At 64.2% G+C, this 19143-nt stretch carries 18 protein-coding genes and 1 pseudogene; 14 read left to right on the top strand and 5 right to left on the bottom strand.

Translation table 11 applies throughout. The features are described 5' to 3' along the window. Positions 1-35: 35 nt before the first annotated feature. The 10 genes from hisB (at position 36) to EB235_RS02495 (ending at position 7475) form a co-directional block, all read left to right on the top strand. Positions 36-635, top strand: a complete 600-nt coding sequence (gene hisB, locus EB235_RS02540; protein ID WP_027032519.1) for an imidazoleglycerol-phosphate dehydratase HisB — start codon at positions 36-38, stop codon at positions 633-635. A gap of 4 nt (positions 636-639) precedes the next feature. Further along, a complete protein-coding gene (locus EB235_RS02535) occupies positions 640-1116 on the top strand; it encodes a DUF2628 domain-containing protein (protein WP_027032520.1) in 477 nt (158 codons plus the stop codon). Between the two features lies 1 nt (position 1117). Further along, positions 1118-1768, top strand: coding sequence for an imidazole glycerol phosphate synthase subunit HisH (gene hisH, locus EB235_RS02530; protein ID WP_027032521.1), 651 nt, complete (start codon positions 1118-1120; stop codon positions 1766-1768). A gap of 3 nt (positions 1769-1771) precedes the next feature. After that, entirely contained in the window at positions 1772-2062 is a 291-nt protein-coding gene (locus tag EB235_RS02525; RefSeq protein WP_027032522.1) for a DUF1330 domain-containing protein, read from the top strand. Positions 2063-2066: 4 nt separating this feature from the next. Next, positions 2067-2816 carry a 1-(5-phosphoribosyl)-5-[(5-phosphoribosylamino)methylideneamino]imidazole-4-carboxamide isomerase gene (gene hisA, locus EB235_RS02520; protein WP_027032523.1) on the top strand — a complete coding sequence of 250 codons (750 nt, stop codon included), beginning with the start codon at positions 2067-2069 and terminating at the stop codon, positions 2814-2816. Beyond that, the gene (locus EB235_RS02515; RefSeq protein WP_027032524.1) at positions 2813-3649 is read left to right on the top strand and encodes an arginase family protein; all 837 of its coding nucleotides are present in this window, start codon (positions 2813-2815) and stop codon (positions 3647-3649) included. Before hisA ends, EB235_RS02515 begins: the two co-directional genes overlap by 4 nt. Next, positions 3646-4440: an imidazole glycerol phosphate synthase subunit HisF gene (gene hisF / locus EB235_RS02510; protein WP_027032525.1), complete on the top strand. Its 795-nt coding sequence runs from the start codon at positions 3646-3648 to the stop codon at positions 4438-4440. The genes EB235_RS02515 and hisF overlap by 4 nt, the downstream gene beginning before the upstream one ends. Before the next feature lie 33 nt (positions 4441-4473). Beyond that, positions 4474-4797 (top strand): phosphoribosyl-ATP diphosphatase, encoded by a 324-nt coding sequence (locus tag EB235_RS02505; RefSeq protein WP_027032526.1) that lies wholly within the window; start codon positions 4474-4476, stop codon positions 4795-4797. Positions 4798-4821: 24 nt separating this feature from the next. Beyond that, positions 4822-5781, top strand: a complete 960-nt coding sequence (coaA, locus tag EB235_RS02500; protein ID WP_027032527.1) for a type I pantothenate kinase — start codon at positions 4822-4824, stop codon at positions 5779-5781. A gap of 92 nt (positions 5782-5873) precedes the next feature. Further along, positions 5874-7475: a hypothetical protein gene (locus EB235_RS02495; protein WP_027032528.1), complete on the top strand. Its 1602-nt coding sequence runs from the start codon at positions 5874-5876 to the stop codon at positions 7473-7475. 66 nt (positions 7476-7541) lie between these two features. Here EB235_RS02495 and EB235_RS02490 read toward each other — a convergent pair whose 3' ends face one another. The 4 genes from EB235_RS02490 to EB235_RS02475 form a co-directional block, all read right to left on the bottom strand. Next, positions 7542-9083, bottom strand: coding sequence for a DegQ family serine endoprotease (locus tag EB235_RS02490; RefSeq protein ID WP_027032529.1), 1542 nt, complete (start codon positions 9081-9083; stop codon positions 7542-7544). 248 nt (positions 9084-9331) lie between these two features. Then, on the bottom strand, positions 9332-10069 hold the full coding sequence (locus EB235_RS02485; RefSeq protein ID WP_027032530.1) for an MBL fold metallo-hydrolase: 738 nt from the start codon (positions 10067-10069) through the stop codon (positions 9332-9334). Next, positions 10069-11235, bottom strand: a complete 1167-nt coding sequence (locus EB235_RS02480; RefSeq protein ID WP_027032531.1) for a diphosphate--fructose-6-phosphate 1-phosphotransferase — start codon at positions 11233-11235, stop codon at positions 10069-10071. The genes EB235_RS02485 and EB235_RS02480 overlap by 1 nt, the downstream gene beginning before the upstream one ends. Positions 11236-11319: 84 nt before the next feature. Next, entirely contained in the window at positions 11320-12090 is a 771-nt protein-coding gene (locus EB235_RS02475) for a L,D-transpeptidase (protein ID WP_032925799.1), read from the bottom strand. Between the two features lie 80 nt (positions 12091-12170). Here EB235_RS02475 and EB235_RS02470 point away from each other — a divergent pair, with 80 nt between their 5' ends. Continuing rightward, positions 12171-12452 carry a hypothetical protein gene (locus EB235_RS02470; RefSeq protein ID WP_167334838.1) on the top strand — a complete coding sequence of 94 codons (282 nt, stop codon included), beginning with the start codon at positions 12171-12173 and terminating at the stop codon, positions 12450-12452. 155 nt (positions 12453-12607) lie between these two features. Beyond that, complete coding sequence (locus EB235_RS02465) at positions 12608-13231, top strand: LysE family translocator (protein ID WP_027032533.1); 624 nt, start codon at positions 12608-12610, stop codon at positions 13229-13231. A gap of 36 nt (positions 13232-13267) precedes the next feature. On the opposite strand, the pseudogene EB235_RS02460 reads toward EB235_RS02465, so the two are convergent. Then, positions 13268-16044 (bottom strand): annotated as a pseudogene (locus EB235_RS02460) (autotransporter outer membrane beta-barrel domain-containing protein). 224 nt (positions 16045-16268) lie between these two features. Between EB235_RS02460 and EB235_RS02455 the strand changes: the two are divergent. Both EB235_RS02455 and xylB read left to right on the top strand, forming a co-directional pair. After that, entirely contained in the window at positions 16269-17591 is a 1323-nt protein-coding gene (locus EB235_RS02455) for a tetratricopeptide repeat protein (RefSeq protein WP_027032534.1), read from the top strand. An 81-nt stretch (positions 17592-17672) separates the two neighbouring features. Further along, positions 17673-19127, top strand: coding sequence for a xylulokinase (xylB, locus tag EB235_RS02450; RefSeq protein ID WP_027032535.1), 1455 nt, complete (start codon positions 17673-17675; stop codon positions 19125-19127). Positions 19128-19143: the final 16 nt, after the last annotated feature.

Genomic DNA, 19143 nt, shown 5'->3' with positions numbered 1-19143 from the left:
GGTCACCATGTGAACGCTGGGACAAGGATAGAGTGATGGCGCCCCGTTCCGCCGAAGCCAGCCGCAAGACCAGGGAAACCGACATCTCGGTGTCGGTCCATGTCGATGGCACGGGCAAATCCGATATCGCCACGGGTGTCGGCTTCTTCGACCACATGCTGGACCAGCTTTCGCGCCATTCGCTGATCGACATGACGGTCAGGGCGAAGGGTGACCTGCATATCGACGATCACCACACGGTCGAGGATACCGGCATCGCGCTCGGCCAGGCCTTGACCAAGGCGCTGGGCGAACGGCGCGGCATCATGCGCTATGCCTCGATCGACCTTGCCATGGACGAGACGCTGACACGCGCGGCGATCGACGTATCCGGCCGCCCGTTCCTGGTCTGGAACGTTTCCTTCTCGTCGCCCAAGATCGGCACGTTCGACACGGAACTGGTGCGTGAATTCTTCCAGGCGCTGGCCCAGAATGCCGGCATCACGCTGCATGTCACCAACCACTATGGCGCCAACAACCACCATATTGCCGAGACCTGCTTCAAGGCAGTGGCGCGCGCTCTGCGCGCCGCACTTGAGCACGACCCGCGCCAGCCAGACGCGGTTCCTTCCACCAAGGGATCGTTGAAGGGATAGCGTCATGCCAAGCTATGTCGTGATGGAACCGCCCGGCCGCAGCGAGAAGGTCGACGCCACAGCCTTTGTCCGCGATGGCTTCACCTGGCTCGGCCTCTTGGTACCGCCCCTATGGCTTGCCTGGAACCGGCTGTGGATCGAAGCGGCACTTGCCTTCATCGTCATGGGCGCGCTTTCGATGCTCGGCCAAAGGCTTGGCCTTGGCCTGGCTGGCTCACTGCTGTCGCTGCTGGTTTCGCTCTATGTCGGCCTGGAGGGGCAGGGGTTGCGCATCGCGGCCCTGCGCCGCCGCGGCTGGCATGAATGGGGCGTGGTTCAGGCCGGCCAGCTCGACGATGCCGACCTGCGCTATACGCTGGAGGTCGAGGCACAGCCGGATGAGGCTGTGCCCGCGCCGCGCATGGTTCCGGATGCCGCCTTGGCCCGCCCGGCGCAGCCCGGCATGGCACTAGGGCTGACCCACATTCCGGGACGGCCCTGACATGCGGGTAGCAATCATCGATTACGGCTCGGGCAATCTGCGCTCGGCCACCAAGGCCTTCGAGCGCGCCGCGCGCGAAGCCGGCATATCAGCCGAGATCGACCTGACGGCTGATGCCGAACGGGTACGCAGCGCCGACCGCATCGTCCTGCCCGGCGTCGGCGCCTATGCCGACTGCGCGGCCGGCTTGCGCGCCGTCGACGGCATGTGGGAAGCGGTCGAGGAAGTCGCCATTGCGAAGGCTCGCCCGTTCCTTGGCATCTGCGTCGGCATGCAGCTGATGTCGGAACGTGGCCTCGAAAAGACCGTCACCAATGGCTTTGGCTGGATATCAGGCGACGTCAAGGAGATCACGCCGGCCGATCCGGCGCTGAAGATCCCGCAGATCGGCTGGAACACGATCGAGCTCAGGCGTGAGCATCCGCTGTTTGCCGGCATCCCGACCGGGCCCAACGGACTGCATGCCTATTTCGTCCATTCCTACCATCTCGATGCGCGCAAGGCGGACGAGGTTCTGGCTGAAACCGACTATGGCGGCCCGGTGACAGCCACCGTTGCCCGCGACAATCTCGTCGGCACGCAGTTCCATCCGGAGAAGAGTCAGGCTCTAGGCCTGGCGCTGATCACCAATTTCCTGCGCTGGAGGCCCTAGATCATGAGCAAGAAGGGCTACTGGATGGCGATGGTCGATGTGCGCGATCCCGAGATGTACATGCAATACATCGAGGCGAATGCCGTTGCCTTTGCCAGGTATGGCGCGAAGTTCGCTGTTCGCGCCGGTCGCCATGAGAACCCGGAAGGACCGACCGGAAACCGGCATGTGCTGGTCGAGTTCGAGTCCTACGGCAGGGCGGTCGAATGCTATCATTCGCCTGAATATCAACATGCCTCGAAGTTCCGGCTTGCCGCCTCATCAGGCCATTTCGTCATCGTTGAAGGCGCCTGAACGGATGATCCTTTTCCCCGCCATCGACCTGAAGGACGGCAAGTGCGTGCGGCTGAAGCACGGCGATATGGCGACCGCGACGATCTACAATGATGATCCGGCCGCGCAGGCGCGGGCCTTCGAGGACCAGGGCTTCGAGTGGCTGCATGTCGTCGATCTCAATGGCGCCTTCAAGGGCCAGAGCGTCAACAGCGCCGCGGTTGGCGCCATCCTCAAGGCGACGAAGAACCCGGTGCAGCTCGGCGGCGGCATCCGCACGATTGCGCAGATCGAGGACTGGCTGGACCGCGGCCTCGCCCGCGTCATCCTTGGCACGGTGGCGGTGCGCGATCCCGACCTGGTCAGGCAGGCCTGCAAGGCTTTCCCGGGCAAGGTGGCTGTCGGCATCGACGCCAAGGGCGGCAAGGTGGCTGTCGAGGGCTGGGCCGAGGCCTCGAGCCTCGGCGTCGTCGAACTGGCCAGGAAGTTCGAGGGCGCCGGTGTGGCCGCCATCATCTACACCGACATCGATCGCGACGGCGTGCTGACCGGCATCAACTGGGATGCCACCATCGACCTCGCCGACGCCGTATCGATCCCGGTCATCGCTTCGGGCGGCCTCGCCTCGATCGCCGACATCGTGCGCATGACCATGCCCGACGCGCAAAAGCTTGAGGGCGCGATCTCGGGCCGGGCGCTCTATGATGGCCGCATCGATCCGGCCGAGGCGCTGGCGATCCTGAAGGGCCAGCCGGTGGCGGAGGCGAAATCGTGAAGATCACCATCATCCTCGCCTCCTATGACAGCGGCCATTACCATGGCGGCATGGGCCAGGGCCCGGACGCGCTGATTGCAGGCGGTCTCGTCGATGCGCTGACCATGGCCGGCCACGAGGTCACGGTGGAGGATATCGGCAGGGTCGGCCCCGACCAGGAACGCGAGATCGCCACCGGCTTTGCCGTCTGCAACGCCGTCTCGGGCGAGGTCCGCATTGCCATCGACAGGGGGCGGTTTCCCATCGTTCTGGCCGGAAACTGCCTGACATCGGCCGGTGCCGTCGCCGGCGAGGGCGCCGATGCGATCATCTGGGCCGACCAGCATGGCGACCTCAACACGCCCGAGACCTCGGTCTACGGTTTTCTCGACGGCATGGCGCTGGCGACGGTGCTTGGCCTGTGCTGGCGCCCGATGACCTCAGCCATTCCCGGCTTCCGGCCGATCGATCCCTCGCGCTGCGTGCTCGTCAATGCCCGTGATCTCGACCCGGCGGAGAAAGCACTTCTCGAGACATTGCCGGTCATCCGCACGGAATGTCCAGGCGTCGGGCAAGCGACGCAAAGGCTACAGGCCGTGGGCGCCAAGCGTGTGCACATGCATCTCGACCTCGACGTGCACAACCCGAAGGACCTGCAGGCCAACCGCTATATCACGTCGGGCGGTCCGAGCCCCGAACAGTTTCGCGACGCGGCTTGCGCCATGGCGTTGGCGCTGCCGGTCGTCGGCATCACCGTTTCCGCTTACGATCCGGCTTTCGACGCGCAGTCCGACGTTCCGCCGCTGGTCGGCCAGCTGCTCAACGATCTCATCGCCACGATAGAGGGCCGCTGATGCTGAAAGCCCGCGTCATTCCGTGTCTCGACGTCAAGGATGGTCGCGTCGTCAAGGGCGTCAATTTCGTCGATCTGATCGACGCTGGTGACCCGGTAGAGGCCGCCAAGGCCTATGACGCGGCCGGTGCCGACGAGCTTTGCTTCCTCGACATCACGGCTTCGTCCGACAACCGTGAAACCATCTTCGATGTCATTGCCCGCACCGCTGAGCAATGCTTCATGCCGCTCACCGTCGGCGGCGGCGTGCGCCAGGTCGCCGACATCAGGAAATTGTTGCTGGCCGGCGCCGACAAGGTGTCGATCAACACCGCGGCGGTGAAGAATCCGGACTTCGTCGCGGAAGCCGCCGACAAGTTCGGCAACCAGTGCATCGTCGTCGCCATCGACGCCAAGAAGGTCTCCGGCACCGGCGAGGCCGATCGTTGGGAGATTTTCACCCATGGCGGGCGCGAGAAGACCGGCATCGACGCGGTCGAATTCGCCCGGAAAATGGTCGATCGTGGCGCCGGCGAGATCCTTTTGACCTCGATGGACCGGGATGGCACCAAGGCCGGCTACGACATAGCGTTGACCCGTGCGATTGCGGACGCTGTGCGCGCGCCGGTCATCGCTTCAGGCGGCGTCGGCACGCTGGATCACCTGGTCGAAGGCATTCGTGATGGCCATGCCGGTGCGGTGCTGGCGGCCTCGATCTTCCATTTCGGAACCTACACCATCGCCCAGGCCAAGGCACATATGGCCGAGGCCGGCCTGCCGATGCGGCTGGACTCCTCAGGCGATCGGCCCTAGAGGCTGTCCGGCTAAGAAAAGGCTCTCAGGCCCATGGCTGAATTTTCGCTCTCCGATCTGGAAAAAATCGTCCATGAGCGCGCTCATTCCGGCGATCCGGACTCGTGGACGGCGAAACTGTTCGCGCGCGGCATCGACAAGGCGGCACAGAAGCTGGGCGAAGAGGCGGTCGAGACGGTGATTGCCGCCGTCAAGCGCGATAAACAGGGCCTCGTTTCCGAAAGCGCCGATCTTATATATCATTGGCTTGTCGTTCTCGGCATCTCGGGTGTTCCGTTGAGCGACGTGCTCAAGGAGCTCGAAAGCCGCACCGGGCGTTCGGGCATCTCCGAAAAGGCGTCACGGCCCAAGGGCTGACCGCGAGGGAGGGCAGGTATCTCGATGGATCAGCTCGCGCCAACCGAGAAATATTCCCCCTTTCGTTTCTTCTCGGCCGAGCAATGGTCGCGATTCCGTGCCGACACGCCGCTGACGCTGAGCGACGACGAATTCCGCCGCCTGCGTTCGCTCAACGACCCGATCGACCTCGCGGAGGTCTCGCGCATCTATCTGTCGCTGTCGCGGCTTCTGTCGGCCCATGTCGAGGCGAGCCAGCTTCTGTTCCGGCAGCGCCAGGCCTTCTTCAACGCCGTCGACGTGGTCAAGACGCCGTTCATCATCGGCATTGCCGGTTCCGTCGCGGTCGGCAAATCGACCACGGCGCGCGTGCTGAAAGAGCTTCTGGCACGCTGGCCGTCGAGCCCCAAGGTCGATCTCATCACCACTGATGGTTTTCTGCTCCCCAATGAGGTGCTGCGCCGCGAAAACCTTATGGAACGCAAGGGTTTTCCCGACAGCTACGATGTCGGCGCGCTGCTGCGCTTCCTCTCAGGCATCAAGTCGGCGCTGCCCGATGTCCGCGCGCCGGTCTATTCGCATCTCACCTATGACGTCATTCCCGGCGAGTTCGTCACCATCGACCGGCCCGATATCCTGATCTTCGAAGGCATCAATGTCCTGCAGCCGGGCAAGCTGCCGCATGACGGCAAGATCGTGCCTTTCCTGTCTGACTTCTTTGATTTCGCCATCTACATCGATGCCGACGAGAAGCTGATCCACAACTGGTACATTTCCCGCTTCATGCGGCTGCGCGAGACGGCCTTCCGCAATCCGGACTCCTTCTTCCATCGCTATTCGCAACTCTCGGAGGATTCGGCGCGCGCCATCGCCGAAGGCCTTTGGACCAACATCAACCTGAAGAATTTGCGCGAAAACATCCTGCCAACGCGTGCCCGCGCCGACCTGATCTTGCGCAAGGGCGCCGACCACCTGATCGAGGAAGTGGCGCTGCGCAAGCTCTAGCTCGCGCTGCAGCAGGCGCTTTAGAACGCCCTTAACCGCTGGCTTGCTACATATCCGGCTCAATTGCTGCTTTGGTGGTGAGGACCGCTGGCATGGACGCGCCATTCGTTGCTTCCGACGAACCGGTCGGTTTGCGGTCGGTCAGGGCCGCATCCGCCGTCCGGCTTGGCTGGCCGGTGGCCGCGACGCTGCTGATCGCCGGCTATGCGATCATTGTCTCGCTGCTTGTCATGCCCGGCAATGTCGACGTGTCCTGGCTGCTGGTGATCGGCGAACGCGTGCTCGACGGCGCGCGCCTCTCGGTCGACATCATCGAGGTCAATCCGGCCTTTTCCGTCTGGCTCTATCTGCCTTTCGTGCTGCTCGAGCGGCTGACCGGGCTTTCGGCGGAGCTCTGGGTGAGCGTCGGCGTGACCGTGTTGGCGATCGCATCGGTCTGGTTTTCGGCCCGCATTGCCGCACGGGCGGACGAAACGCTGAAACGGCATCTCTGGATCGTGCCGGCCGCGCTGTTCTTCGTGCTGTTCCTGTTCCCGATCGATTTCGGCCAGCGCGAACAAATAGGTGTTATCGTCTTGCTGCCGTGGCTGGCGCTGTTTTCCGCCCGCGACAGGACTGTCGATTTTCGCGCCGGCAGCACGGCCGAGCGGATCGTCGCGGGCATCGGCGCCGGTGTCTTCGTGATGATCAAGCCACCCTATAGTGTGCTGGCCCTGGCGGTGCCGGCCGTGGTCATCGCGCTGAAACGGCGCTCGCTGCATCCGCTGCTGACGGCAGAGAATATGATCGGCGCTGCTCTCACCGTCGTCTACCTGGCTGCACTTGCCGTCTTCATGCAGCCTTTCTTCACCGACGTCATGCCCTTGCTGCGCCAGGTCTATCTGCCGATGCGCATGCCGGTGGTTGACGTGCTGATGCTGTGGCAGGTCACGATGTTTGTGGCGATGACCGTCGCCACGCTGGCGATGGCCTCTCCCGGCCGGCGGGATCGCGATGCGAGCACAATGTTGCTGGCCGGGGCCGCCTACGTCCCGGCTTTCGTCATCATGGGCAAAGGCTGGACCTATCAGGCATTGCCCTTCCTGACGCTCGGCGTGCTGGCGCTGATGCTGCAATACATCAGGCTGAAACCGTGGCGCAGCCTGACGCTGACGGCCAAGGCTGGTGCCGCGCTCGGTCTGTTTTCGATCGTGCTTTTGGCGGGACTGCAGCAAGGCCTGGCCTTCACCCAGTCGCGTCGTGACCTTGATGCCGCGACCGCTGCAATCGTGCGCGCGGTCGATCATCCGACCATGATGTCGATCGCGTCGCAGCTGCAGTTCAGCAATCCGCTCACCCGCATGACCGGCGCCCGTTTCGTGGCACGCCAGCAATCGGGCTGGATGGTCAATGACGCAGGCATATTGATGGGGCTGGAACAGGATCCCGCGATACGCCAGGACCTGGCCGCCCTGAGGGAAAGATACACCGCATCGATCGCCGGCGAACTTGCCGCGAAACGGCCCGACATCATCATCGACGACGGAACATCAGGACCGCGCCCGCCGGTACTGCTGAACGTAAAGGACCAGCATCCCATGCCGTCACTGCACGATGCCCCCGGCATTGCCGAGGCGCTGCGCAACTACCGCGTTCTGCATCAGGACGCTTCGGTGACAGTGTTCATCCGCGCCGATATCGCCGCCCGCAACTAAAGCGGCTCCGGTGCGGTCGGCCTGTCGCCGCTTGGCGACAGACCGGCCGCAACCGCATTCATTGGCTCAACCGTTGGCGAAAGGCACCGCGACATAGATCTGGCTGCCGTCGCGTTCGACCAGCAGCAGCACCGACTTGCGGCCCGATTTGCTGGCCTGTGCGATCGCCTGCGTGACCTGCTTGGCGCTCTTCACCGGAACCTGGTTGACGGCGGCGATGATATCGCCCGGCTGGATGCCGGCAGCGGCCGCCGCCTTGTCGGGATTGACGCGCGCAACCACCGCGCCATGCTCGTTGTCGGCGAGGTTCATCTGCTGGCGAATGTCGGGCGTGATGTCCAGCAGGCCAAGGCCGATCGCCGGCGCACGTGCGCCCTGTTCGGTGCTCGGCGTGTCGGAACTATCAGTCGATGCTGTCTTCACATCGTCGCTGTTTTGCCCGACATCGACGGAAATCTGCATGGCCTTGCCTTTGCGCCAGATATCGAGCGATTCCTTGGCGCCCGGCGCGACATCGGCGACGGCCCGCGACAGATCCTTGGGATCCTTGACGTCCTGTCCGGCGAAGCTGGTGATGACGTCGCCGGTTTCGACGCCGGCGCTGGCCGCGGGCGAACTGTCGTTGACCTTCGAAACCAGCGCGCCGCCGGCATGGTCGAGCCCGATGGCACTCGCCACGTCAGGCGTCACCGGCTGGATCTCGACGCCGAGATAGCCGTACTGGATGGAGCCATCCTTCATCAGCTTGGCGACGACCTTCTGCGCCTGGTCGGACGGAATGGCGAAGCCGACCCCGACGCTGCCGCCATTGGGCGAATAGATCGCCGTGTTGATGCCGACGACATTGCCGTTCACGTCCACCAGCGGGCCACCGGAATTGCCATGGTTGATCGGCGCGTCGATCTGGATGAAATCGTCGAACGGCCCGCTGTGCAGGTCGCGGCCGCGTGCCGAAACGATGCCGGCGGTGACCGTGGTGCCGATGCCGAACGGATTGCCGATCGCCAGCACCTGGTCGCCGGTCATCAGCCTGTCGGAATCGCCCCATTTGACCGTCGGCAACGGCTTGTCAGCCTTGATCTTGAGCACGGCAAGATCGTTCTTGGCGTCGCGGCCGACCAGCTTGGCGGGGAGCTCGGTGCCGTCATCGAGCGTCACCTTGATCGATGAGGCGCCATCGACGACGTGATTGTTGGTGACGATGGTGCCATCGGCGTCGACAATGAAGCCGGAACCGAGCGCCTCGGCGCGTTGCGCCTGTTGCGGCGGCGTCTGTGGCGCGGGCATGCCCTGGTCGCCGAAGAACTGGCGGAAATACTGGTCGAATGGCGAGTTGCCGAGCGGCATCCCGTCATCGGCGCTTGCCGGCTGTGCCTTCATGAGGGTGGTGACCGTCACCACCGCCGGCTTGTCGGCCGCGACGATCGGCGCAAACGAGCCGTTGGGGGCAGTGATACCGGCGACAGGGGTCTGGGTCGTCGCGACGACTTTGCTCACGCCTGCATTGCTGGCACTTTGGGCAAAGGAGACGACGAAGGGAGAGATGAAGAGGGCGGCGCCCAGCAATGCGGCGACGCGATGTCTGCGAAGAATGTTGATGGATGACATGGTCGTTGTCCGTGCGAGACATTGGGTTCGGCGCCGTGGCCTCGGGGGGCCTATTCGGCGTACCGGCCTTCACGGCAGCCCGTCTCGCTTCATGCGGCGGCCGTTCAGGTCGATGAACCGGAATCTAGGACGCGGATGCGGGCAAATTAGGTTTTTTCGGTTATATTACAAAGATTTAATTCTTCGCGCAGGATTGGTAATGTTGCCGGTGCCCGGCCTCTCCCACCAGCCGACAGTCATGCCGAAGCTCAGATATTGCCGGCTTGTCTGAGGTAAGCCGTTGCAATCTCACGCATACGCCTGCCGTCGAAGCTTGGCCCGTGACCGCCGTGGCCGATGCGGATCGGCAGGTCGAGCAGACGCTGCATGGTGTTGACATAGGCCGAGCGGTCCGAATCCGGCAGGCTGTCGATCAGTGTGTCGTCGTAAATGGCGTCGCCGCTGAAGAACAGGCCGTCGGCTTCGTCGAACAGCGCGATCGAATCCGGTGAATGCCCGGGCAGATGCAGCACGCGGAATTGCCGGTCGCCGAGATCGACCACGTCGCCTTCATCAAGCGTCCGCGATAGCGGTGCCGGCGGGATCTTGTAGTCGGCGGCCTTCCAGCCCGGCCCGGGCAGTTTCGAAACGCCACCTTCGAGATCATGGAACATGTAGGCGTAAGTCACGGCCTCATCCATGCTCTCGAACTGCGCGGCGCTATGCCTTGGCCCGGCCCGCCATGGAAATTCGTGCAGTGAGCCGACATGGTCGAGATGGATGTGGGTGGCGACGACCAGCAGCGGCTTGCCGTCAGGCGTTTCGATCTGCGGCGCCAGCGGACAGATGCCCATGCCGGTATCGACCAGAAGGTCGGCGTCACGGCCGCGCAGATGCCAGATGTTGGCGCGCAGATAGTCATGCACAAAAGGTTCGGTCAGCATCGTCGTCCTGTCGTCGACGATGCTCTTGCTGAACCATTCCGAGCTCATGTCTGAGCCTGGCATCAGACGAACGGCTTCCCGACCTTGTATTTTTCCGGCACCAGCCGCTTGAGATAGGCCATGCCGGCCTCCGACAACTGGTTGACGTCGGGCTTCATGAAATCGTCGGGCATGTGACGGGTCTTGCCGGCGACATTCTTCAGCGGCACCTTCTTCAGCACGGTCTTGGTGCCATCATATTGCAGCGCCACCGAGCCGCCGCCCTGTTCGGCGACAGAGACGGCGAAGGCGCCGGCATCGAATGCCTCCTGCGCATCGACCGCGCTGATGGCGCCGATATAGCCGCGCGGCATGTAGCCAAGCGCATCGACGCGGGCTCGTTTGCCCGGCAGCCCATCGGCCAGCGCGCGTTCGAGCGCGGCCGGCAGGTCGCTGCCTGACAATTTGACGTTGCCATGCGCGTCGCGTTCCAGTTTGTCCGGGGGTACCAGGCTTTCGACCAGCGCCTTGCCATCGGCGGTGCTCACCCCTTCCGACACGGCGACGATGCAGCGCTTGTGGCGGTCGAGCGTGGCGCGCACATCATCGATGAAGCCGGCCGCCGAGAATGGCCGCTCCGGCACGTAGACCAGGTGCGGGCCGCTGTCGGGATCGAGCTGCCAGGCGGCGGCCGCCGCGGTCAGGAAGCCGGCATGCCGGCCCATGACGATGCCGACATAGATGCCGGGCAAAGCGCGAAAATCGAGATCGACGGACAGGAAGGCGCCGGCAACGAACTCGGCCGCCGAAATGAAGCCCGGCGTGTGGTCGTTTTCCTCGAGGTCATTGTCGATGGTCTTTGGCGCATGGACGAAAGCGATGGAGCCGCCGGCGGCATCGGTCAGGATCTGCTGCGTGCCCGACGTGTCGTTGCCGCCAATATAGATGAAGGCATCGGCGCCGGCCTTTTTCAGGCCGTTGAGAATGACATCGCAATAGGCGGCGTCCGGCTTGTCGCGCGTCGAGCCGAGTGCCGCGCTCGGCGTTCCCGCGATCAGCCGCAGCCGGTCTTCGGGAATGGCCGAAAGGTCGACATAATTGCCGTCACGAATGCCGCGCACGCCATGGATGGAGCCCAGCACCTTGGCGCCGGGATGCCGCTTGCGGATCTCCAGCGTCGCTCCGACAACCGTCTGGTTGATGACGGCGGTTGGGCCGCCGCCCTGCGCGATGACAAAAGTTCCGGCCATTCCTGACGTCTCCCGAGCGTGATTTTCAGGCACCTTGGCCTGTCTTGCGGCATCGCGCAACGGGAGAAACGGGAGGATAAACGATCACATGACGACGACGGGGTTTTTCTTCGAAACGCGGCTGTAGAGGTCGATGATGTCCTGGTTGATCAGGCGCACGCAGCCCGACGACATCGCCTGGCCGATGCTCCACCACTCCGGCGAGCCGTGGATGCGGTAGCCGGTGTCCTTGCCGTCCTGGTAGATGTAGAGCGCACGCGCGCCGAGCGGGTTGGTGAGGCCGCCGGGCTGGCCGCCTTGCCACTTCACCAGTTCGGGCTTGCGCTGGATCATCTCCGGCGGCGGCGTCCAGGTCGGCCATTCCTTGCCATACTGGATGTTGGCTCGGCCGGACCAGCGGAAGCCATCCTTGCCGATGCCGACGCCGTAGCGGATGGCATCACCACCCGGCTGGACGAGATAGAGCATGCGCTCCTTGAGATGGACGACAATGGTGCCGGGCGCCTCGCCGGTCGTGTCGACGACGATCTGGCGGCGGAATTCAGGCTTCAGCTTGAGATAGGGCACCTCCGGCACGTTGAAGCCGTTGTCGGTCAAGGCGGCATACATGACATCGGCGCTGGTGATGTTCTTATCGACGCTGATCGCGGGCCGCATCGGCGGCACCGAACCGGTGACCGTATTGTCGAGATCCAGCGCCGGCATGCCGCCGTCACCCGAGGTCGAGCAGCCGGCGGCGCTGAGCAGCGCCAGCGCGCCTGCCCCAGACAGGATGGCGCGGCGGGAAAGATGATGATCGGTTTCGATTGCGTCGCCGTTTCGTGGCGGCGTCAGACCTTGCGGCAACTCACGCATATACCCAAACCCTACGCTGTCGGCGGGAAGCACGGTCCGGCCGGATAGAAGGCATTTTCATCATTCATGGTTGATAAAGCGTGAACGCCTGGTGCTGCCTGCATTTGCGCGTCGCCTGGCGGCGTCAGGCTATCCTGGATGGCCATCAGCAGAGCGCTCCTGCACAAAAAGACCTCGGTCGGGTCATAATCCCGGCACCGGCCTTTCCTACCCCATCGGGCGATCAGCGAGGGGCCTCCATGTGCAAGACGTTAAAAACCGACATCAAGCTTTTTGCCGCTGCCATTGTCGCGGCCGCATTGGTTCTCGGTGCCAATGTCAGCCTGGCCGATATCGTGAGCACGCTGGGCGGCGCGAACTGACGCCGACCTGCCGTTGGCGCAATTGAGACCGCAGTAACTCCAGAAAAGCGCGTGGCGGTTTTCCGTCCGCAATTGCTCAAAAAGAAAAATCAGGCCTCTTTACATTCTCCCTGGGCTCGGGATTTATCCTTTTCCTTAACCCAAGGGAGACAGACATGTCCTTCGAAAACTGGGCCGCTTTCGCCGCCGCGTCGACCATCCTCCTCATCATTCCGGGTCCGACCATCCTGCTGGTTGTGTCCTACGCGCTGGGCCAGGGCTGGCGCACCGCTTTGCCGATGGCCGTCGGCGTGGCGCTGGGCGACTTCACCGCCATGACCTTGTCGATGCTGGGCATCGGCGCGCTGCTCGCCGCTTCGGCTGGTGTCTTCACCGTCCTGAAGCTGATCGGCGCCGGCTATCTGATCTATCTCGGCGTGAAATTGTTCCGCGCCGGCGGCGCGCTGAGGGCCGAACCGCGCACCGATGTGGTGTCTTCGGCCAAGATGATGGCGCATGCCTGGCTGGTCACAGCGCTCAACCCGAAAAGCATCACCTTCTTCGTCGCCTTCCTGCCGCAGTTCCTCGACCGGCATGCCAATTTCTGGACGCAGATGCTGATCTTCGAGACGACCTTCCTGGCGCTCGCCTTCGCCAATGCCTTCGGTTACGCGCTGATCGCGGCACGCGCCCGCAATGTCGTACGCAATCCCAGAGCGATCCGCATCTTCAACCGAACCGGCGGCACGCTGCTGGTCGGCGCCGGTATCGCCACGGTGGCGATCCGCTCGGGCAACTGACGTCCTGACGTGGACGCGGGTGAGGCCCGGAGGGCCTCACCATTTGACGCTGAAGCCTAGATTGCCTTCGAGGATGCGGCGCTTGTCGCCGCCGAGATTGGTGGTGTAGTCGCCGGTGGCGAAGATGCTGATCTTGTCCGTCACCTTTGCGACCACGCCGCCGCCGAACTCGAAGGAGGTCGATCGGCTCTCGGTCGAGATGTCGGTGGTGTCGAAGCTGACAGTGTCGGTGCCGCCGAAATCGTGCCAGATGTTGGCCTTGAGGTAAGGCTGCAGCGCCATGCCGTTGATCGTGGTCTCGCCCTGCAGCCGCGCGCCCAGCCGGCCGGACACGCTGTCGTCGGTGCCGAACGAGACCGACGAGAAGCGGTCGTTGGTGTCGTCGAGCGACAGGTGCTGCCAGACCAGTTGCGCTTGCGGTTCGAGGGTCCAGCCTTGCCCCAGCGCAATGGGATAGCCGCCTTCCAGTGAAGCGGTGACGCCGGTGCCGCCGACATCGATGCCGATGTCACGCGACGAGGTCGCATGGCCGCCAAAGAAGGTGGCCATGAGGACGCCGTCCAGGTACCAGCCGCCTTGGCCGATGCGGGTCCAATAGCCGCCGACGCTGGTGCCATTGACGTCGAGCTTGCCGACGGCCAGATCGTCTCGTCCCAGCGCCTGGCCGCGCACGTCGCCATGCATGCTGCCATAGGCGAGGAACAGGCCGGCACGATCGATTCCGCCTGAGGCGGTCTCCCGCCCGAACAGGTCGAAGCCCGCCTGCAGGCCGAACAGCGTGCCGTCGAACGAAGGCGACACCGTGCCCGACCAGCTCATCTTGGTGTCCTGGCCAAAAATACGACCCCAGACCGGCGACAGCTCCGTGTCCGACAGCAGGCTCTGTTCGCCACGCCGTTCGTGGAAGGTGCCGAGTGTCGTCATCGCCAGGTGCTCGACGACCGGCTGCAAGGCCGAATAGACGGGGACCTCGATGCGATAGAGCAGAATCTGCTCGCCTTGGGCCGGTGTCGGCAGATCCGGCACAGAGGTTGGAACCGGGGGCGGTGGAGGTGGCGGATCCGCAGGCGGCGCCTCGGGCGGGGCTGGTGGCGGCGTAGGCGGGGGATCGCCGGCCTGCACCGGCGGCGTCGGATCGACCGGAGGGTTGTTGATGTCGCCATCGGTCGGCACCGGCACCGGCGGCAGTTCGGATGGCGGCGGCGGTGCTTCTGTCGCCGGGGGCTCCGGTTCGGGATTCGGCGCTGGTTCGAGCGCCGACGGCGCGGGCGCCGGCGGAGCCGGTGTGGTCAGCGTCGAGCGCAGGTACCAGTTCTCGTCGCTGCCGGCGCTGACACCGCCCTTGAACAGGTAATATTCGAAGGCGCCCGCTGCGACCGGCGCGTCGAGAGCAAAGGCCGTGGCGCTGGATGTGGCGCCGTCTTGCGCCTGCACGACCATGATGCCGTCGGCGGTCGTCTGCGCGCCAGCTCCGCCGGCATTGACCACCGCAATGCCGGTCGATCCGGAGGCGGTGCCGCCCGACAGGACGAGCCTGTCGGAATTGGAATTGTCGTCGCCAAGTTCGGTCTGGATAAGCAGCAGGCCGCCGACACCGACATAATTGCCCGAAATCGTCAGCCGATCGGTCGCGCCCGTGGTGCCGTTGGTCAGGTCGATGCGCCCGGCATTGGTAACCTGAGCCAGTTGGCCTGTCGTGAAGGCCTGGATCGCGGCATTGAAGCCGCCGCCATAGAGCGTGCTCGAAGCATCGACGCTGAGCGAACCCTTGCCGGTGCGAGCACCAGATTGCCATCCAGCGTCAATTCGGTGTCGTTGGTGGCGTTGATCGTCTCCCAGTTCTGGACCCTGGCGATGCCGTCCAGCTTGACGTTGTCGAAGGTCAGCGTGTCGGCGCCTGCACCGCCTGTGATCGCGTCCGTGCCGCCGAGATTGGCATTGGTGAGGTTGCTGAGCTTGGCTGTGTCGTTGTCACCGCCGAGATCGACGGAACCATAGACGATGCCGCCGCCGTTCCACACGAAGCTGTCGGCGCCAAAGCTCATCAGCACGTCGCCGCCGACCGTGCCGCCTGTGATGGTCACGCTGTCATCACCGCCGCTGACGCTGATGTTGCCACCGATCGTGCCTCCGGACAGGATGATGGTGTCCGTGTCGAAGCCGGTGACGAGGTTGCGGTCGATGGTGCCGCCGGACATGTTGAAATAGTTCTTGTCGAGCTTCATGTTGACGCGGCCGATGCGGCCGCCGGTCATCACGGCATGGTCGCCATCGTCGAAGAAATCGACGATGCGGCCGCCCGTCATGGTGAAGGTGTCTAGCCCGTCGCCCTGGTTGAGCGACCCGATCTGGCCGCCGCTCATGTTGAAGTCGTCGATGCCGGCGCCCTGCTGGACATTGCCGGCGACGGTGCCGCCGCCGATGGTGAAGAAATCCGTGCCGCCGCCCTGGTCGACGGCGCCGGTGATGGTGCCGGAGTGCATGTTGATGCGATCGGTTCCGACGCCGAAGGTGACGCTGCCTGATATCTGGCCGGTGCCGCCGGCGGGAAAATTCAGCGTGTTGTCGCCGCTGGTATCGGTGAGGCTGCCGCCCGAATCGCCGCTGTCGCAGGTGTAGACGGTATTACCCGCAGTTGTACCCAGCACGCATGCTGCGAAAGCCGCCGAATTGGGCAGCAACGCAAACGCTGTAGTTGCAAGCAGGCTAATAAGCCATTGATGGATTTGCCGCGGCGTTCGCCGCAGGAAAGCAACCGTTCTCGCCGCGTCCTGCGAACGACTGTTCGAAGGGCTGTTCTTCAGATGCCGCATCGCGTCCCTCTCGTTCGCGATTTCAAGCTCCCCCGCCCGGCGCCGCAATGAAGACACAATTCGTTCGATTTTACAAAACCTAATCTGCCGTTCTTGGTTGATGAACTGCAAATACTACTGCGATAGACCAGCGCAGCGCATGGTTGGCACGTCCGTGGCCCATGCTTTAAGATCGCTTTGGACCGGGGCACCGTGCCCACAACGGGCCAGTCAAAGGATGTTGCATGGCACTCAAGGACGCATTCGGCCTGGCATTTTCAGGCGCGACGGAAGCAGGCTTCACGCCCTACAGCCAGGCCGTGCGTGAGCTGCAGTGCTTCATCGGCGATCCCGTCGGCTCCGTCGATCATGCGATCGCGGAAAATCCCGGTTTCGTCATGGCGCATGTGTTCAAGGGCTATCTCTTTGGCCTTGCCACCGAGCGGGACGCAACGGCGGTGGCCAGGGCCTGCCATGAGGCGGCCCTGCCGCTTGCCGCGACGGCGCGCGAAGAGGCGCATGTCTCGGCCCTCGGCCACCTTGCCGGAGGACGCTGGCACGAAGCAGCCAGGATCCTTGAAGGTATCGCAATCGACGCCCCGCTCGACGCCGTGGCGCTGCAAGTCGGGCACCAGATCGACTTCTTCACCGGCAATGCGCGCATGTTGCGCGACCGCATCGCCCGCGCCTTGCCATCATGGCAGAACGACATGCCGGGTTACCACGCCATGCTCGGCATGCAGGCCTTCGGGCTGGAAGAGATGGGCGAGTACGCACTGGCCGAAAAACTCGGCCGTACGGCGGTAGAGATCGAGCCGCGCGACGGCTGGGCGCAGCACGCGGTGGCGCATGTCATGGAAATGCAGAGCCGGCAGAGGGATGGCATTGCCTGGATGCGCGCCGACCCAGAAGCCTGGACAAAGGAAAGCTTCCTGCAGGTTCACAATTGGTGGCATCTGGCGCTGTTTCACTACGATCTCGGCGAGACCGATCAGGTGCTGGCGCTTTATGACGGGCCGATCTACGGCGCGCCATCAACGATGGCGCTGAATATGGTCGATGCCTCGGCGATCCTGTGGCGGCTTTATCTCGGCGGCGTCGATGTCGGTAACCGCTGGACGGCGCTCGCCGCCAACTGGCCCAAGGTTGGCGCCGGCAACTATGCCTTCAACGATGCGCATGCGATGATGGCCTTTGTCGGCGCCGGGCTCGACGCTCCGGCCCGGACCTTGCTCGACGCACAGCGCGAGGCCATGCACGGCACCGACGATAACGCCGCTTTCACCCGGGATGTCGGCCATCCCCTGACCCGGGCCATCAAGGCGTTCGGCGAGGGCAAATACACCGAGGTCGTGCGCCTGATCAGGCCGATCCGGGCGATCGCCCATCGTTTCGGCGGCAGCCACGCCCAGCGCGATGTCATCGACCTGACGCTGATCGAGGCGGCTTTGCGGGCCGGTGACGGCGCGCTCGCCAGGACGCTCACCGCCGAGCGTTCGATGGCTCGGCCCGACAGCCCACTGTCGGCGCTGTTCTTACGGCGCGCATCCGATTTGTCAGAGAATTGACCCGGAGCGGATCTTGCCTTAAAAACTGGCTCGGCCAGATTTTTTCGGGATCCGAAAAAAATAAGGACGTGGGAGGAAAACATGTATCTCGGCCTCGACCTGGGCACGTCGGGCGTCAAGGCGCTGCTGATCGATGCCGGACAGACCGTCATCGGCTCCGGCCATGGCACGCTTGACGTTTCGCGGCCGCATCCCGGCTGGTCCGAACAGGATCCGTCGCACTGGATACGCGCCTGCGAAGACGCGATCGCCGAACTGAAGGCTTCCCACCCCAGGCAGTTCGCGGCGGTGAAAGGCATCGGCCTGTCGGGCCAGATGCATGGCGCCACCTTGCTCGATGCGGCCGATCATGTGCTGCGCCCCTGCATCCTGTGGAACGATACGCGCAGCCACGCCGAAGCGGCGGCACTCGACGCCGACCCGCGCTTCCGCGCGCTGACCGGCAACATCGTCTTCCCTGGCTTCACCGCGCCAAAACTCGCCTGGGTGAAGAACAACGAGCCGGCGGTTTTCGCCAAGGTTGCGAAGGTGCTGCTGCCGAAGGATTTCCTGCGGCTCTGGCTGACCGGCGAGCGCATTTCGGAAATGTCCGATTCGGCCGGCACGTCCTGGCTCGATGTCGGCAAGCGCCGCTGGTCCGCCGAATTGCTGGCGGCGACATCACTTGATGAAAAGCAGATGCCGTCGCTGGTCGAGGGCACGCAGAAGGCCGGCGCGTTGCGTGCCGAACTGGCGTCGAAATGGGGCGTCGAGGCCGGCATACCGGTTGCCGGTGGCGCCGGCGACAATGCGGCTTCGGCCTGCGGCATGGGCACGGTCGGCGCCGGCCATGCCTTTGTTTCGCTGGGCACATCGGGCGTGCTGTTTGCCGCCAACGCGTCCTATCTGCCCAATCCGGCCAGTGCGGTCCACACCTTCTGCCATGCGCTGCCCAACACCTGGCACCAGATGGGCGTCATCCTGTCGGCGACCGATTCGCTCAACTGGCTGTCGGAGATCACGGGTAAGGGGGCCGGCGAGCTGACATCGGAACTCGGCGACACGCTGAAGGCGCCGAGCGGCGTGTCCTTCCTGCCCTATCTCTCTGGCGAGCGCACGCCGCACAATGATTCCGCCATCCGCGGGTCGTTCACCGGGCTGGCGCATGAATCAAGCCGCGCGGTGCTGACGCAGGCCGTCCTCGAAGGCGTCGCCTTCGCCTTCCGCGACAGCCTCGAAGCCCTGAAGACGGCCGGCACCACCTTGACGCGGGTGACGGCGATCGGCGGCGGCTCCCGTTCGCGCTACTGGCTGAAATCGATCGCCACCGCGCTGCAAGTGCCGGTGGACATCCCCGCCGACGGCGATTTTGGCGCCGCCTTTGGGGCGGCGAGGCTTGGACTGATCGCGGCGACGGGGGCTGATCCGCTGGCCGTGTGCACGGCACCCAGGACGGATGCCACGATTGAACCGGATGCTGGTTTGAGCGATGCCTATGCGGATGCTTATCGGCGCTACCGGGCGCTCTACCCGGCGATCAAGGCTGTAACCGCGTGAGTGAGCGCGAGGCACC

This window comes from Mesorhizobium loti R88b (genome assembly GCF_013170845.1).
Classification (GTDB): Bacteria; Pseudomonadota; Alphaproteobacteria; order Rhizobiales; family Rhizobiaceae; genus Mesorhizobium; species Mesorhizobium loti_B.
The sequence above is the reverse complement of the archived record's forward strand: the minus strand, read 5'-3'. Positions and strand labels throughout refer to the sequence as shown.